Genomic DNA, 14,284 nt, shown 5'->3' with positions numbered 1-14,284 from the left:
CGCCCGACCGCGGCCCGCGCCGATACTGCGTCCATCGGCGGCTTCCGCCGGGAGACTTCGATGACCACCGAATCTGTCGAAAATGCGGGCCACCTCCGCTCGCAGCTCACGGCGATCAGCAGGAATGCCGAACGTGCGTTCGAGCGCGCTTTCGACCTCCAGCAGGCTGGGGCCCCGGCGGAGCGGGTCGAAGCGGCCATGGCGGAGATCAGCCAGCTGCAGGAGAGCGCTCGCCGCCTGCGTGAGCGACTGGGCGAGCAGCCCGTGATGCATTGAAGGCCGCGCGGCGAAAGTGCGCGAACTTAGTCGCGGCCGGCTCGACGGCGCCCTCGTTCAGATCAAGACGGTACTTACATCCCAACTGGACGCTGCGAGGCCGAAGCGATCACCTACAACGGCCGCTTCAGGGATAGGGGTAGCGCGAGTCCCTTTCGGGAACGATGAGGCGTCCGCTACCCTGCGCGTTCCTCCAGCCAACCGAGCGCTGCCGCAAAGTCGTTGTAGAAGACCCGGTAGTTCGCCTCTCCTGCGTGTCCGAACGCGATGCGTGCCAGGTACGCGATCCGGGTGTTGGGCACCAGGATGGCGGTGCGCAAGGACGCCGAGCCCAGGTTGTCCTTTTTCTCGGAATCGAGTTGCCTTTGCAGGAGCACCAGCTCCATGTCGGGCGGCTCCAGCTCCAGCGCGTCGTAAAGCACCCGGATCTGCTGCGTGTCGCGAGCGAGCTCGAGAACACGGTTCTCGCACTCCCGCAGCATGTCGGCCGTGGGCTTTCCGCGGATGCGTGCCACGATGACCGAGCCGACGGGCTCCACCCAGATCTGTTCGTTTCTCATCTTCCGATGCTACTGCGGGCACCGGGGGAGTCTCAGGCTGGTCGATCTGATCCGGTCATTCTTGCAGGATCTGCGCTTGGCCAGGAGACCCGTGGCCGGCGCACAGTCCGGCTGAAAGACCATGGCCCCTCACCGCCGCTAGCATCTCACGAGCCGCCGAGCGGCCACCGCTGCGGCCTGTCGCCCAGCGTCGACCGTTCCAGCAACCACGGCAACGCGGCGTCCGCGAATGCGCGCGGATTCTCGATGTTGCTCAAATGCCCGGCGTCGGGCAGCAGCCTCACCGGCGCGCCCCCGAGCTTGGCTGCCATTGCATGGTGCATGGCCGGCGGCGTGAGCGGGTCGTCGGCGCCGACGATGAACTGGGCGGGCGCACGGATCGCGGAGATGTCCCCCAGGGTCACCTGCGCCACCGTCGCTTCCAGCGACTTGATGTACGAGAACTTGTGGAGCGCGGCGATGCTTTCCTTCAGCTGCTGCAGGTGCTCCGGTTTCGCCCTGGGCCCGACCAGCGAGCGCGCCACCGGTTCGGCAATGTCGCTCGGCTCCTTGCCCGCGAGCAGCGGGTCCCGGCGGCTGGCGACGAAGGCCTCGCGCTGCTGGGGGCTGAAGGCTTCGAAGCCCTCGTGCGTGTCCAGCAGCGTCAGCGTCGCGACCCGGTCCGGGTGCAGCAAGGCCGTGCGCATCGCGATGCGGCCCCCCATCGACAGCCCCACGAGGTGGCCGCGCTCCACGCCGAAGTGGTCCAGCACCCGCAGCACGTCCGCGACGAAGTCATCGAACGCGAGAGGACCTTCATAGTCGTCGCTCCCGCCGTAACCGCGCGCATCCCAGGCGACGCAGGACAAGCCTTGCGCAAAGTCCGGCAGGTTGGCGCGCCAGTTCGTGCGGTTGCCGCCGATGCCGTGCATGAACAGGGCCAGCGGCCCGGAGCCCGCCAGGTCGACGGCCAGTGTCGGCGTTCCAGGGATTCGGTAAACGGTCATGTCAGAGACCCAGGTAGGCTTGCTTGATGAGGGGATCTTCCGCGAGGCTGTGGGCACTGCCCTGCGTGGCGACCCGCCCGTTCTCGATCACGTAGCCGAAGTCGGCGACGGACAGCGTGCGGTTGACGTCCTGTTCCGCCAGCAGGAGCGTCAGTCCCGTGGCCACCAGCGAGCGCATCAGCTCGAAGATCTGCGCCGCCACGACCGGTGCCAGGCCCAGCGTCGGCTCGTCCAGCAGCATGAGCCGCGGCCGCGACATCAGTCCGCGGCCGATCGCGAGCATCTGCTGCTCCCCGCCCGAGAGCGTGCCGGCCGCCTGGCGGCGCCGCTGCGGCAGGACCGGAAACAGTGCGTAGACCTGTTCCAGGGTTTCCTTCCAGCTCGCACGCGCGCGCGGGGTGATGCCGCCCAGGCGCAGGTTCTCTTCGACGCTGAGGGCGGGAAACACCCAGCGGCCCTCCGGCACGAGCACCATGCCCGCCTCGACCCGCTCGTGCGTCTCGCGGCGGGCGATGCTGTCCTGCGCGAATCGCACGCTTCCCGAGCCAACGGGAAGCAGGCCCGCGAGCGTGCGCATCAGCGTGGTCTTGCCCGCGCCGTTCGCGCCCAGCAGGGCGGTGATCGTGCCGGCCCGCACCTGCAAGGACAGGCCATGCAACACCTGCGTGCTCCCGTAGCCGGCGATGACGTTGTCGACTTCGAGCAGCAGGGGCGCGTTCACGCGTGGCTCCCGAAGTACACCGACAGCACCCGCTCGTTGGCGCCGATCTCCTGCGGCGTGCCCTGCGCGATCAGTTCCCCGTGATGCAGCACCACGATCCGGCTGCACAGGTCCATCAGGGCGCGCATGACGTGCTCGATGACGACGAGGGTCAGGCCGCGGCGCTGGTGCAGCTCGCGCAGGGTCGCGAGCATGCCCTTGACTTCGGTGGGCGTGAGGCCGGCCATCACCTCGTCGAGCAGCACGAGCCGGGCGCCGCTGGCGATGGCGCGCGCGATCTCCAGCCGCTTCTGGCCCGACAGCGTCAAGGTGGAGGCGGGCTGGTCGGCCACGGCTGCGAGGCCCAGGTCCTGCAGCACCTCGCGCGACGCTGCGTCGGCTTCCTGCGCGCGGCGGACCTGCGCGTGCCCGAACATGGCGGCCGTGCGCAGGTTCTCCAGCACGGTGAGCCCCGGGAAGGGCTTGACGATCTGGAAGGTGCGCGCCACGCCGAGGCGGCAGACCTGGTCCGGCCGCAGGCCGCGCAGCGACCTGCCTTCGAACACGATGTCGCCGGCCGAAGGCCGCGCGTTGCCCGCGATCAGGCTGAACAGCGTCGTCTTGCCCGCGCCATTGGCCCCCATGACGCCGACGATGCATCCCTGCTCCACGTCGAACGAGACGTCGGACAGGGCCGTCAGGCCGCCGAATTTCTTGGACAGCCCGCGCACGGAGAGGTGCGCGCTCATGATGCGGCCTTCTCCACGGCCTGTTCCTGCGGGCGCTGCACGGCCCGGGGCGGACGCGCGGACCTGCGCCCGTCCACCCAGCCCATGAGGCCATTGGGCAGCACCAGCACGAAGACCACGAGGATGGCGCCCAGGATGATCATGTAGGCCAGCGGCGCGCTGGCCCAGAGCATCTCGGAGAGGATGGCCAGGAACAGCACGCCGAGCAGCGGCCCGCGCGCGTCGTCGCCGCCGCCCAGCAAGGCCATCGCGATCACGGTCACCGAGATCATCGGGTCGAACACCTGCCCCACCATGAAATAGGTGGACCGCAGGGCCATCACGCCTCCGACCATGCCGGGAATGGCGGCCGACAGGACGAAGGCGGTGAGCTTGTAGCGGGCGACCGGCACGCCCAGGGTCTCGGCCGCTTCCTCGTTCTCGCGCAGCGAGCGCAAGCCGTGGCCGAAGCGCGAGCGCCCCACCCAGGTCAGCAGCAGCACCGCGGCCACCGCCAGTGCGAACATGGCGTAGTACACGACCACCAGGTCGGGCGCGCCGAACAGGATGCGCGCCGCCATCCCGGAGCCGGATTCGATCGCGAGGATGCTGTACTTCACCAGTTCCGCCAGCCCGAAGGTGAGGATCACGAAGTACGGCCCGCGCACCCGCAGCACGGGCATGCCCACCAGCGCCGCAAAGACCATCCCCGCCAGGCCGCCGGCGAGGATCGCGGTCCACAAGGGCCAGTGTTGCCAGGTGATCACCACCAGGTACGCCCCCAGGCCGTAGAAGACGACGTGCCCCAGGGACACGTAGCCGGTGAGCTGGGACAGCACGCACCAGCTCTGGGTGAGTGCGACCCACATCAGCACGGTCAGGCCGATGCCGACGATGTAGTCATTGCCGCTGAAGGGCAGCGCGCCCAGGGCCGCGATGACGAGCGTGGCGGCGATCCAGCCCAGGGGTGTGCCCGGCACACGACTCATTGGCGCACCCCGGTGCGGGCCAGCAGGCCGTTGGGGAACAGCAGCAGCGTGGCGACGAAGAGGCCATACAGCAGCACGGAGCGCAGGTTGGCCGACGTGAGCGCCACGCCATACGTCTCGACCATGCCGAGCAGCAGCGCCGCGAGCAGGCCGGCCATCAGGTTGCCCAGGCCGCCCAGGATGATCACGATGAAGCCGGCGATCGTGAACTGGAAGCCCGAGAAGGGCGAGAACTGCTCCAGCATCGACACCAGCACGCCGGCCAGCGCCGCGGTGCCGAAACCCAGCGCGAAGCTGATCGCCTGCACGCGGTCCACGTCGACCCCGACGACGCGGGCGGCATCGCGCCGCTCGATCACGGCACGCATCGCGATGCCCAGCACGCTGCGCCCGAGGAACAGCGCGACCCCCATGCAGGCCGTTGCGGCGATCACCAGTGCCGCCAGCCGGTTGACGGTCATCGAGACGGCGCCCAGGTGCACCACGTTCTCCAGGTAGGTGTAGCCGCGGTTGTTCGGGGTGAAGGCGGCCGCGGCCACGTTCTGCACGACGATGGACAGGCCGAAGAACAGCAGCAGCGAGTTGCCTTCCATCCGCGCCGCGTTCGCGCCGAAGCCGCCCAGCAGCCGCCGGAACAGGATGCGATAGAGGCCCCACCCGACGCCGGCGCCGCCCAGCACGATGAAGGGCGCGGCCAGCAGGGGCGAGACGCCCAGCAGCGAGAAGGCCCAGAACGCCGCGTACGCCCCCAGCATCACCAGGTCGCCGTGCGCGACGTTGAGCATCCGCATGGTGCCGTACACGAGGTTCAGGCCCAGGGCGACCAGCGCGTACAGCGACCCCGTGACCAGCGCCGCGAACAGCAGCTGGCCCGAGAGCAGGACGTCGACAACGGGCATGCCTTACCAGCCGGTCTTGGCCTTGAACTGGCTGCTGGCGATGGACTTGGGCCAGACCACCTGCAGCTTGCCGGCCTGGTACTGCACGAAGGCCGTCGGCGTGATGGCGTTCTGCACGCCGTCGAAGCGCACCGGGCCATTGATGGTCTCGAAGGTCTGCTTGCTGATGACGTCGCGGATCTTCGCCTTGTCCAGCCCCGCCTGCGCGACCGCCTTCTCCAGGATTTCGAGCGACATCCAGGCCAGGGCGGAGTTCAGGAAGTCCGGATCCTCGCCGTACTTCTTGACGTAGGCGTCGTAGAACGCCTGCGAGCCCTTCCACTGCGGACGCGGAGACCAGTGCGCGATGGTGACGACGTCTTCGGCGGCAGTGGCGCCCACGGCCTTGGGGAAGAAGGGATCGCTCGGGCCGATGGCCACGAACTGGAACTTGCTGTTCAGGCCCAGCTCCTTGGCCTGCTTTGCATAGAGCACCGAGTCGCCCGGATACGCCAGCGCCAGGATCGCATCGGCATTGGCCTGCTTCGCCTGCGTCAGCATGGACGTCATGTCCTTCACGTCCGGCGGGTACTCGGCGGACATCTTCACCTCGATGCCGCCCTTCTTCAGCTCGGGCTCCAGGAAGTTCTTGATCTCCTTGGTGAAGGGCAGCACGTTGGAGATCACCACCGCGGTCTTCACGTTGTTGGCCTTGAGGAAGGCCGTCAGCTCCGCGCCGATGCGGTCGGGGATGGCGGACGTGGGGAACCAGATGTAGCCAGGCTTCACCTGGCGCAGCGCCACCGAGGCGGCCGTGTTGCCCACCATGGGGAACTTGTACTTTTCCAGCACCGGCGCGACGGCGATGTGGAAGGGCGTGCCCCAGGGCGCCAGCAGCAGGTCCACCTTGTCGTCGGTGATCAGCTTCTCGTAGATCCGCACGGCCTGTTCCGGCTTGGACTGGTCGTCGTAGACCACGAACTCCACCTTGCGCTTGACGCCGCCGACGTCCATGCCGCCGCGGGCGTTGACCTGGTCGCGCCAGAGCTCGTAGGTGTTCATCTGCGAGGGCGTGGCATTGGCCAGCATGCCCGTGCGCGCCATGGAGAAGCCCAGGCGCAGCGGCTTGTCGGCCTGCGCGAGAGCGGAAAGCCCGGACAGGGCCAGCCCGGCCGCCGCGAGGCTGCCGAGGACGAGACGACGCGGGAAGTGCGGACTGTGCATTGCTGTCTCCTTAGGAACGGATATCGGACATCCAGGACACGGCGGGGCCGACCCAGGGGCCGTCGGCTTCGCCGCAGGCGGTGCTGGCGCTGAAGTGGTCGCGTCCGGGCAGCACGATGCGCTGCACCGGAACACCGGCGGCGGCCAGCGCCTCCTGCATCTGCGCGGCCTGCTGCACGAGGTGGGGGAAATCGTTCTCGCCGTGCGCGAGCAGGAAGGGCGGGCAAGCGGCGTGCACCTGCCCCAGGGGCGATGCTGCCGCCTCCGCCTGCGGGTCGCCGCCCAGGAAGCGCGGGCGCACCGCCAGGCCGCTGCCTTCGCCGAAGCGGTACACGCCGGAGACGGGCAGGCAACCCGCCACCTCGCCCCGCGGCAGCCGTGCAGCCATGAGCGCGGCGTAGTGGCCGCCCGCCGAATGCCCGCCGACGAACACCCGCCGCGCATCACCGCCGAAACCGGCGATGCGCTCCCGCACCCAGGCATGCGCACGCGCGGCGTCCTCGTAGCCGGTGGGGAACGGGTGCTGCGGCGCGAGCCGGTAGCCGGCGCTCACGAATGTCACGCCGCGCGCGGTGAGCGCCGGCGCCATGAAGTGCATCCACTCCTTGTACCCGCTGGTCCAGCCGCCGCCATGCAGGAACAGCAGCACGTCGCCGCTGGGCCGCGTGGCGCGGAACACGGTGAGACCCTGGTAGGGATCGTCACCATAGCGATGCTCCTCGCCGGCGATGCCCTGCCCCAGTGCGAGGATCGCGTCCTGGTAGCGCGCTCCCAGCGGCGAGAGCGGCTCCTGCGTCGGATACTGGTCGATCCTCATTCGCCCGTCCTCGCTGCCTGCGCGGCCTGCACCGCATCGAGCACCCGCTCGCCGGTGAGCGGCAGCCGGTGGATGCGCGCGCCGGTGGCGTGCGCCACGCCGTTGGCGATCGCCGCGGCCACGGCATTGATGCCGATCTCGCCGACGCTCTTGGCGCCGAAGGGGCCGCTGGGTTCGTGCGACTCCACCAGGTAGGCGCGCAAGGTCTCGGGCAGTTCCGCGAAGGTCGGGATCTTGTAGTCCATGAGGCTGGGGTTGGCGAGCCGGCCGCCGTCCCAGACCATCTCCTCGGTCAGCGCGTAGCCCATGCCCTGCACGAAGGCGCCCTCCAGCTGGCCCGTGGCCATCAGGGGGTTGATCGCCTTGCCGATGTCGGCGGCGGTCCAGGCCCCGAGCACGCGCGTGCGGCCAGTCTCCGTGTCCACCTCGACTTCCACCACGAGGGCGGCAAAGCTGTAGATGCCGATCTGCGGGAAGGGCAGGCCCACAGCGACCGCGCGCTTGGGGTCGTAGGTCTTCTGGTCGAACACCCAGCTGTGGCTGCCGATGATGGGGCCGCCCGCAGCCCAGTGCGCGCGCCCCGAGATCTCCGCGAAGCTGACGCTGCGCCCCGGCACGCCCTTGATGCCCACCAGGCCACCGGGCCGCAGCTCGAGGTCTTCCACGGAGCACTCCAGCATCTGGCCCGCATGCTCCTTGAGCTTGCGCTCGACCTCCTCGGAAGCGCCCACGACGCTGCGACCGGTGACGTAGGTGACGCGACTCGCGGTGGTGCCCCAGTTGTAGGGGGAGCCATCGGTGTCGGGGCTGGCGACCGCCACCTTGTCGACCGGCAGCTTCAGGGCCTGTGCGCACATCTGCGTGAGCACGGTGTTGGAGCCTTGGCCGATGTCCACCGCGCCGGTGTTCAGCAGCACGGTGCCGTCTTCCAGCATGCGCACGATGGCGCCCGACGCCAGCAGGCCGCTGATGTGCCCGGACAGGGCGACACCGAAGCCGCGCCGCTTGCTGCCGGCCTGCCTGGCCGAGGCGGCGCGGCGCGTTGACCAGCCCGACTCCTGTTCCACCTTGTCCAGGCACTCGGCCAACCCGTTGGACAGCACCGCCTGGCCGCCGAACCACGGATCGCCCTGGCGCTGCATGTTGCGGCGGCGCAGGGCGATCGGGTCCATGTCCAGCCGCGCCGCGATCTCGTCGAACTGCTGCTCCGAGGCAAAGGTCACCTGCGGCACGCCGAAACCGCGGAAGGCGCCGAAGCGCAGCTTGTTGGTGTACGCCACCCGCCCGTGGGCATGCACGTGCGGAATGCGGTACGGCCCGCAGTTCATCAGCAGCGCGTACCCGAGCACCCCGGGGCTGTCGTCGCCGTAGGCGCCGCCATCGAGCAGCAGTTCGGTCTCTCGCGCCAGCAGCGTGCCGTCGCGGCGCGCACCCGTCTTCATGCGGATGGTCATCGGGTGGCGCGCGCGCACCGACTCGAAGTCTTCCTCGCGGCTGAGGATCAGTTTCACCGGCCGCCTCGCCTTGAGCGCCAGCAGCACCACGACCGGCTGCACGTGCGGCTCCATCTTGTTGCCGAAGCCCGCGCCTATGCGCGGCGTGAGGCAGCGCAGCCGGGTCATGGGCAGCCCGAGCGACTCGCACACATTGGCCTGGACGCGGAAGACGGACTGGTTGGCCGACCACAAGGTGATGCGGCCGGCGGCGTCCACCTCCGCCAGGGCGCCGCAGGGCTCGATCGACAGGTGCGCCTGCGCCTGCGTCTGGTAGGTGCCTTCCACGATGACGTCGCACTGCGACCAGGCCGAGGCGACATCGCCTTCCTTCAGGGAGGTGCGCGAGCAGAGATTGCCCTCGGTGCCCGCATCGAACACCTTGACGTACCCGGCGGAGTGCTCGTGCACGAGCGCCGACCCGGGAGCCAGCGCTTCGGCAGGATCCAGCACCGGCGCCAGTTGTTCGTAGTCGACCCGTATCAGCCGCGTGGCCGCGCGGGCGATGGCCTCGGTATCGGCCGCCACGGCGGCGACGATCTCGCCCACGTAGCGCACCTTGCCCTTGGCGAGGGCGGGCTCGTCCTTGATGAACGCGCCCATGTGCTGGTTGTCGGGAACGTCCTCTCCCGTGACGACAGCGCGCACGCCCGGTAGCGCGCGGGCCGCGCTCAGGTCGTAGCCGCGGATGCGCGCGTGGGGATGCGGGCTTTGCAGGATCGCGCCGTGCAGCATGCCCGGCCGGTAGAGGTCCGCGATGTACTGCGCGCTGCCATCCAGCTTTTCGTTGCCGTCGACCTGCGGCACGTCGCTGCCGACGGCGTCGCCGGCCATCGCAAGCGTTGCCGGCGCGTTCATGCGGACGCTCCCGCGCGCAAGGCCGTGGCGGCGGATTGCACCGCCTCGATGATCTTGACGTAGCCCGTGCAGCGGCACAGGTTGCCGGACAGCGCGGTGCGGATGGCTGTCTCGTCGGGCTGCGCATTCGCCTGCAGCAGCGCATGCGCGCTCACCAGCATGCCCGGCGTGCAGAAACCGCACTGGAAGGCGCCGCTGTCGACGAAGGCTCGCTGCAGCGCCTGCAATGTCGGCGTGTCGCGCAGGCCCTCCAGCGTGCGGACTTCCACCTGTTCGCAGTTGTGCGCCAGGCTCAGGCAGGCGCGGGCCGTGCGTCCGTCGATGCTCACCGTGCAGGCGCCGCACACGCCCTGGTTGCAGCCGCGCTTGGCGGCGGTGAGCTGCAGCTGGTCGCGCAGCACGGTCAGCAGGGTGTCGGCCAGGCCGGCGCGGACCTGCGCGGCCTCGCCGTTGATGCGCAGGGTGCAGCTGTCTTGCGGGGAGGTTGCGCTCATGGGCGGCGGCCTTCGAGGTCTCGTTCGGCGGCGCGCACGGCGCGCGCCAGCAGCGGCGCGATCAGGCGGCGGCGGTACTGCGCGGAACCGCGCACGTCGTCCAGGGGATCGGCCTGCTCGGCGAGCCAGGTGGCCGCCCTGGCCAGAGCCGCGTCGCTGCGGTCGGAAGACAGCAGCGCGTCGACCTCGTCATTGGCAAGCGGCGTGGGCCCGCAGGCGCCCACCGCCACACGGCACGCGCCCGCCGCCTCCAGGCTGCAGGCCACCGAGGCCGTGGCGTAGTCGCCCGCGACGCGGGCATGCTTGGCATAGTGCCCCGCGCCAGGTTGCGGACGCGGCACGATCACGGCTGTCACCAGTTCGCCCGGCTCCAGTGCTGTGGTGTACCAGTCGACGAAGAATTCGCGCGCGCCGATGCTGCGCGCGCCGGCCGTGGACGCGATCTCGATCGTGGCGCCGGCGGCGACCAGGGCCGGCGGGTAGTCCAGCCCCGGGTCGGCAAAGGAGATCGAGCCGCCTATCGTTCCCATGTTGCGCACCGTCGCATTGGCGATCTGCGACGCGGCATGCGGCAGCACCGCGGCGCTCCCGGTGAGCACGTCGCAGGCAGCCGTTTCGCGATGCCGGGTGAAAGCGCCAATGCGTACGCGGCCGTCGGCCAACAGGGAGATGCCGCGGATCTCCGCGATCCCTGCCAGGCTCACCAGCGCCTTCGGCTCCGCCACGCGCGCATTCATCATGGCCACCAGCGTGGCGCCGCCGGCCAGGGGGCGCGCCTCGGGGTCGCGCGCCAGCAGCGCCACCGCCTCCCCGATGGTCGCCGGGCGGAACAGCCCTTGCAGTTCTTCCATCGCGGCTCCTAGCTTGCGCCGCCTGAGGAAGGCGGCGTGCCGCTGGCGACGCGCGGCCAGGGCCCAGCCCATGCCTCGGGCGCAGGTGCCGCGTCGGCCACCGGCTCGCCGGCCGCCACGAGCTTGCGCCGCAGGTTCGCCGCGAACTCGTCGCCCAGGCTCTGCGCCTTCTTCTTCATCATGCCGAGGGCGAAGCGGCCCAGGCGCCCGGAGACGTTGACCTCCGTGCGGTAGCTCACGCGCGTGCCGGCATCGACAGCCTGCAGGCTCACCTGGCTGTCGGCCTGGAGGGTGCTGGACTGGCCGCCCTCTTCGCCTCGCGTCACGGCCCACACATTGGCCTCGTCGCGCCGGGTGATTTCCACCACCAGGTTGAAGCGGGCCTTGATGCCGGCCATGGCGATGAGCACCACGACGCGGTAGCGGCTGTCGTCGACGCGCTCCATCTCCTCGCAGCCCGGCAGGCAGGCGGCGGTGAAGCCGGGATCGAGCAGTTGCACCAGCAACTGCTGCGGAGGCGCCGGGACCTCGAATTCGCCTTGGATCTGCATGCGGCTTCCTCAGCGCGGCACGCGCTTGACGATCATGGCAGGGTCCGCGATGCGGCCGTCCTTCACCACCACGTTGCCGTCCAGCGCGATGGAGCAGTCGCGCATGGGCACGTCGTAGTGGCCGCGCGTGGTGCGCTTGCCGCCGCCCTGGGTGTTGGGGCCCGTGGAGAACAGGAAGTTGCCCGGGAAGCTGCGCGCAGCTGCGCGCGCCCGCTCCGGCGCGTCGCCATAGAGCGCGAGGGCGTCCCAGCGGCATTGCGGGTTGAGGCCCCATCCCAGATGCGAGACCGCATAGGGGTCGCGGTCCTCACCCGAGGTCTGCCCTTCGGCCAGCCATTCCCGCATCAACGTCGCGTCGACGCCGCCCTCGATCTTCGTGATGTGGCCCTCGCGGATCTCCAGCTGGATCGGATCCACGACGTAGCGGCAATACGGCAGGATGACGATGTCGCCGGGCGCGATCACCACCTTTCCCTGGGCGCTGCCCTCGTTGGGAAAGGTGTGCAGCAGGCCCACGCCCCAGTGGTCGAAGTGGCCGGGCTCGTCGGCGAAGCCCCACTGGCTCATGACCGGGTATTCGCCGCAGCGGTAGGTGAAGTCCGTGCCGTGCGGGCTGGTGACGCGCACCTCGCGCGTCGCGCGGTACAGCGATTCGGCGTGCTTGATCGCCTCCTTCAGCCCCGGCGGTGACTGCAGCTGGTACAGGTCGTCCGGCGCGTCGATGATCATCTGCACGCGCACGCCCTTGTCCATCACCTGGCGCAGCCACTTGGAAAAAAGCGGCACGTGGAAAATCAGGACCATGTCGCAGGCCATCAGCGCCTCGAGCGTGCCCTTGCACTTGCCGATGGTGGGCACGCCAACGCTGGTCCACCCGGGGATGGCGTTGACGCACATTTCGTAGATGTCCGCGCCGATCTCCTCCGCCGCGGCGAAAGCCGACTGGATGTATTCGCGGCGGGTCCCGAGGTCGCTCACGACGGCGACGGTCTGTCCCGGCCCGACCTTGCAGAGCTCGAACTGCCGCTTGAAAAGCGACGCCAGCTTGGCGGGATTGAGTTCCTGGGTGCGGATCGCTGCTTCCAAGGGAGCTCCTGTCCTGAACACGAAAGTGCGTTGCGCGAAGCGTAAGCCCCTGCATTGATCCAAGTCAATAGTGAATGCCTTTCATTTTGCAAGCGAGCGGAGGGTACTATCCCTAACCCAAGGAGGACGACGTCGATGACGCAAAGGAAGAAGGAAGACGTCCGCCAGGCGATCCTGGACTCGGCCTTCAGGCTGTTCACCGAGCAGGGCTACAGCGAGACGTCGCTGCCCGCCATCGCCCGCGCGGCCGAGATTTCCACGGGCAACGTGTACATCTACTTCTCGTCGAAGCTGGAGATCCTGTTCACGCTGTACGAGCCCTGGCTCATGAACTTCCTGGACAGGCTCGAGCGCTCGCTGCAACGCATCGACTCGCGCACTGGCCGGCTCGAGCGTGTGCTGCAGGGGCTGTGGCGCGACCTGCCGCGCGAGGCGAACGGCTTTGCGAACAACCTCGTGCAGGCACTGTCAACGAGCCGCAGCGAGCAATACAGCCCGAAGCTGCGCCTGACCGTCGAGCGCAGGGTGGCGCACTGGATGGCGGACTGCCTCTCGGTCTCGGCCACGGAGGCGGCGACCCTCACCGGCGTGGTGCTGATGGCGTTCGACGGGTTCGCCATGAACTACCACCTTGCCCACGGCGCGGCGTGCACCGCTCCGACGGTGCGACTCCTTGCCGAGGTCTTGCAGCGTGGTACATCGGGCGCACGGAAAATCGACTGATTGACGGTTCCGGCGATGCATGTCGCGGAGGACGGAAACGGACTTCCGCGCGCAGCGATTGGGAAAGGCCAGCGCCCCAAGTCAGTCAGGAGAATTGGAGATATCGTTCGCTGGCGCAACCCGCGGCGACATGGCACCCGACGTCTCGCCTGCCCGGCATCGGCGTATTGAAATGCCCGTTGGGTTTTCTCAGCGCAAGAGGATCGTCGTGTTCACCGCAGTTGCACCGAATACGTGCGTCGACTGCGGAAGCCGACGAACTGGCCGCCTCCGAGGGACTCCAGTCGTTCGCCCGACCCTATGAGCTTCACGAAGCGTCGCAAGGGCAGGACCTCATGCACTGGCTCCTGGTCCAGGGTGGCAGCAAGGTACTCCACGGCCGGATGGCTGTTTCCTTCGCCATCCAGAACCCTGAAGTACATCCGTTCGCAGTCTGAATCATCCACGTCGCACTCCAAACTTTGCTGCGGTGCAACATTATGCGATGAAAAGGAAAGGAGCCTGCTCAACCGGCGGGTAACGCCCTGCGACGGAAGGACATGCGCGACCGCGGCGGCGCGGCGCGCTGGTGCTCTACCCTGTCTTCGGGGTTCGAGGCCTCGCTTTGCGGACCTCGCGGGAGATCGAGGACACCACGGCAGACCATTCCTCGGAGGTGAGCAATTGCGCGGTGTACGCGCGCAGGGCCGTGTCCTCCCGATCCAGTTGCCGCATCATCGACTCGCCATGCTGCGTCAACAGCGATCCGACCTCGCCACTGTCGGCATCGCCGCCCTCGTCGAGTGCAGCGAGCAGCCGGGCCACCCGCATCAGGAGTTGTTCGCACTCGCGGCTTTCCTGTTCGAGCGCGTCGAGCAGAAGGTCGGCTTCTGCCGACCTGCCGCGAACGGAGTCCAGGAGAACGTGCCCCTTCGGCCGGTGCGTCTGGGTTTCGAAGTGCTGGAATTCCTGGATCCGCCGCCGAAGCAGGCTCAGCTGCGGACCCGGACGCTGCCACGCGCCGTCTTCGACGGTGCGCTTGATCCCGACCAACAGGTGCCGCAACGCGTGTGCTCAGCCGCGAGAATCCT

17 protein-coding genes are annotated in these 14,284 nt (G+C 68.9%); 2 read left to right on the top strand and 15 right to left on the bottom strand.

All coding sequences use genetic code 11. From position 1 onward, the window contains the following. Positions 1-60: 60 nt before the first annotated feature. Positions 61-276, top strand: a complete 216-nt coding sequence (locus tag AC3EGR_RS17940; protein WP_488547874.1) for a hypothetical protein — start codon at positions 61-63, stop codon at positions 274-276. A gap of 176 nt (positions 277-452) precedes the next feature. On the opposite strand, the gene AC3EGR_RS17935 is transcribed toward AC3EGR_RS17940, so the two are convergent. The 13 genes from AC3EGR_RS17935 to AC3EGR_RS17875 all read right to left on the bottom strand — a co-directional run bounded on the left by AC3EGR_RS17935 (position 453) and on the right by AC3EGR_RS17875 (position 12,491). Continuing rightward, positions 453-836 (bottom strand): STAS/SEC14 domain-containing protein, encoded by a 384-nt coding sequence (locus AC3EGR_RS17935; protein WP_488547873.1) that lies wholly within the window; start codon positions 834-836, stop codon positions 453-455. Between the two features lie 146 nt (positions 837-982). Continuing rightward, positions 983-1,822, bottom strand: a complete 840-nt coding sequence (locus tag AC3EGR_RS17930; RefSeq protein WP_488547872.1) for an alpha/beta fold hydrolase — start codon at positions 1,820-1,822, stop codon at positions 983-985. 1 nt (position 1,823) lies between these two features. Next, a complete protein-coding gene (locus AC3EGR_RS17925; protein ID WP_488548002.1) occupies positions 1,824-2,528 on the bottom strand; it encodes an ABC transporter ATP-binding protein in 705 nt (234 codons plus the stop codon). A gap of 11 nt (positions 2,529-2,539) precedes the next feature. Further along, the gene (locus AC3EGR_RS17920; RefSeq protein WP_488547871.1) at positions 2,540-3,271 is read right to left on the bottom strand and encodes an ABC transporter ATP-binding protein; all 732 of its coding nucleotides are present in this window, start codon (positions 3,269-3,271) and stop codon (positions 2,540-2,542) included. Then, the gene (locus AC3EGR_RS17915) at positions 3,268-4,239 is read right to left on the bottom strand and encodes a branched-chain amino acid ABC transporter permease (protein WP_488547870.1); all 972 of its coding nucleotides are present in this window, start codon (positions 4,237-4,239) and stop codon (positions 3,268-3,270) included. Before AC3EGR_RS17915 ends, AC3EGR_RS17920 begins: the two co-directional genes overlap by 4 nt. Continuing rightward, positions 4,236-5,138 (bottom strand): branched-chain amino acid ABC transporter permease, encoded by a 903-nt coding sequence (locus AC3EGR_RS17910; RefSeq protein ID WP_488547869.1) that lies wholly within the window; start codon positions 5,136-5,138, stop codon positions 4,236-4,238. Before AC3EGR_RS17910 ends, AC3EGR_RS17915 begins: the two co-directional genes overlap by 4 nt. Before the next feature lie 3 nt (positions 5,139-5,141). After that, positions 5,142-6,341: an amino acid ABC transporter substrate-binding protein gene (locus AC3EGR_RS17905; protein ID WP_488547868.1), complete on the bottom strand. Its 1,200-nt coding sequence runs from the start codon at positions 6,339-6,341 to the stop codon at positions 5,142-5,144. 10 nt (positions 6,342-6,351) lie between these two features. Next, the gene (locus tag AC3EGR_RS17900) at positions 6,352-7,158 is read right to left on the bottom strand and encodes an alpha/beta hydrolase (RefSeq protein ID WP_488547867.1); all 807 of its coding nucleotides are present in this window, start codon (positions 7,156-7,158) and stop codon (positions 6,352-6,354) included. Next, on the bottom strand, positions 7,155-9,509 hold the full coding sequence (locus tag AC3EGR_RS17895) for a xanthine dehydrogenase family protein molybdopterin-binding subunit (protein ID WP_488547866.1): 2,355 nt from the start codon (positions 9,507-9,509) through the stop codon (positions 7,155-7,157). The genes AC3EGR_RS17900 and AC3EGR_RS17895 overlap by 4 nt, the downstream gene beginning before the upstream one ends. After that, a complete protein-coding gene (locus tag AC3EGR_RS17890) occupies positions 9,506-10,003 on the bottom strand; it encodes a (2Fe-2S)-binding protein (protein ID WP_488547865.1) in 498 nt (165 codons plus the stop codon). The genes AC3EGR_RS17895 and AC3EGR_RS17890 overlap by 4 nt, the downstream gene beginning before the upstream one ends. After that, a complete protein-coding gene (locus tag AC3EGR_RS17885; RefSeq protein WP_488547864.1) occupies positions 10,000-10,854 on the bottom strand; it encodes an FAD binding domain-containing protein in 855 nt (284 codons plus the stop codon). Before AC3EGR_RS17885 ends, AC3EGR_RS17890 begins: the two co-directional genes overlap by 4 nt. A gap of 8 nt (positions 10,855-10,862) precedes the next feature. Continuing rightward, positions 10,863-11,405, bottom strand: a complete 543-nt coding sequence (locus tag AC3EGR_RS17880) for an SRPBCC family protein (protein WP_488547863.1) — start codon at positions 11,403-11,405, stop codon at positions 10,863-10,865. A gap of 9 nt (positions 11,406-11,414) precedes the next feature. Continuing rightward, complete coding sequence (locus tag AC3EGR_RS17875; protein WP_488547862.1) at positions 11,415-12,491, bottom strand: 2,5-dihydroxypyridine 5,6-dioxygenase NicX family protein; 1,077 nt, start codon at positions 12,489-12,491, stop codon at positions 11,415-11,417. A 135-nt stretch (positions 12,492-12,626) separates the two neighbouring features. On the opposite strand from AC3EGR_RS17875, the gene AC3EGR_RS17870 reads away from it, so the two are divergent. Further along, on the top strand, positions 12,627-13,214 hold the full coding sequence (locus AC3EGR_RS17870; RefSeq protein WP_488547861.1) for a TetR/AcrR family transcriptional regulator: 588 nt from the start codon (positions 12,627-12,629) through the stop codon (positions 13,212-13,214). Between the two features lie 212 nt (positions 13,215-13,426). Here AC3EGR_RS17870 and AC3EGR_RS17865 read toward each other — a convergent pair whose 3' ends face one another. Both AC3EGR_RS17865 and AC3EGR_RS17860 read right to left on the bottom strand, forming a co-directional pair. Next, positions 13,427-13,660, bottom strand: a complete 234-nt coding sequence (locus AC3EGR_RS17865; protein WP_488547860.1) for a hypothetical protein — start codon at positions 13,658-13,660, stop codon at positions 13,427-13,429. A gap of 127 nt (positions 13,661-13,787) precedes the next feature. Next, entirely contained in the window at positions 13,788-14,258 is a 471-nt protein-coding gene (locus tag AC3EGR_RS17860) for a hemerythrin domain-containing protein (protein WP_488547859.1), read from the bottom strand. Positions 14,259-14,284 lie beyond the last annotated feature (26 nt).

It is taken from the genome of Ramlibacter sp. G4-7 (assembly GCF_057784995.1).
This window is presented reverse-complemented; position numbering and strand designations above follow the sequence as displayed.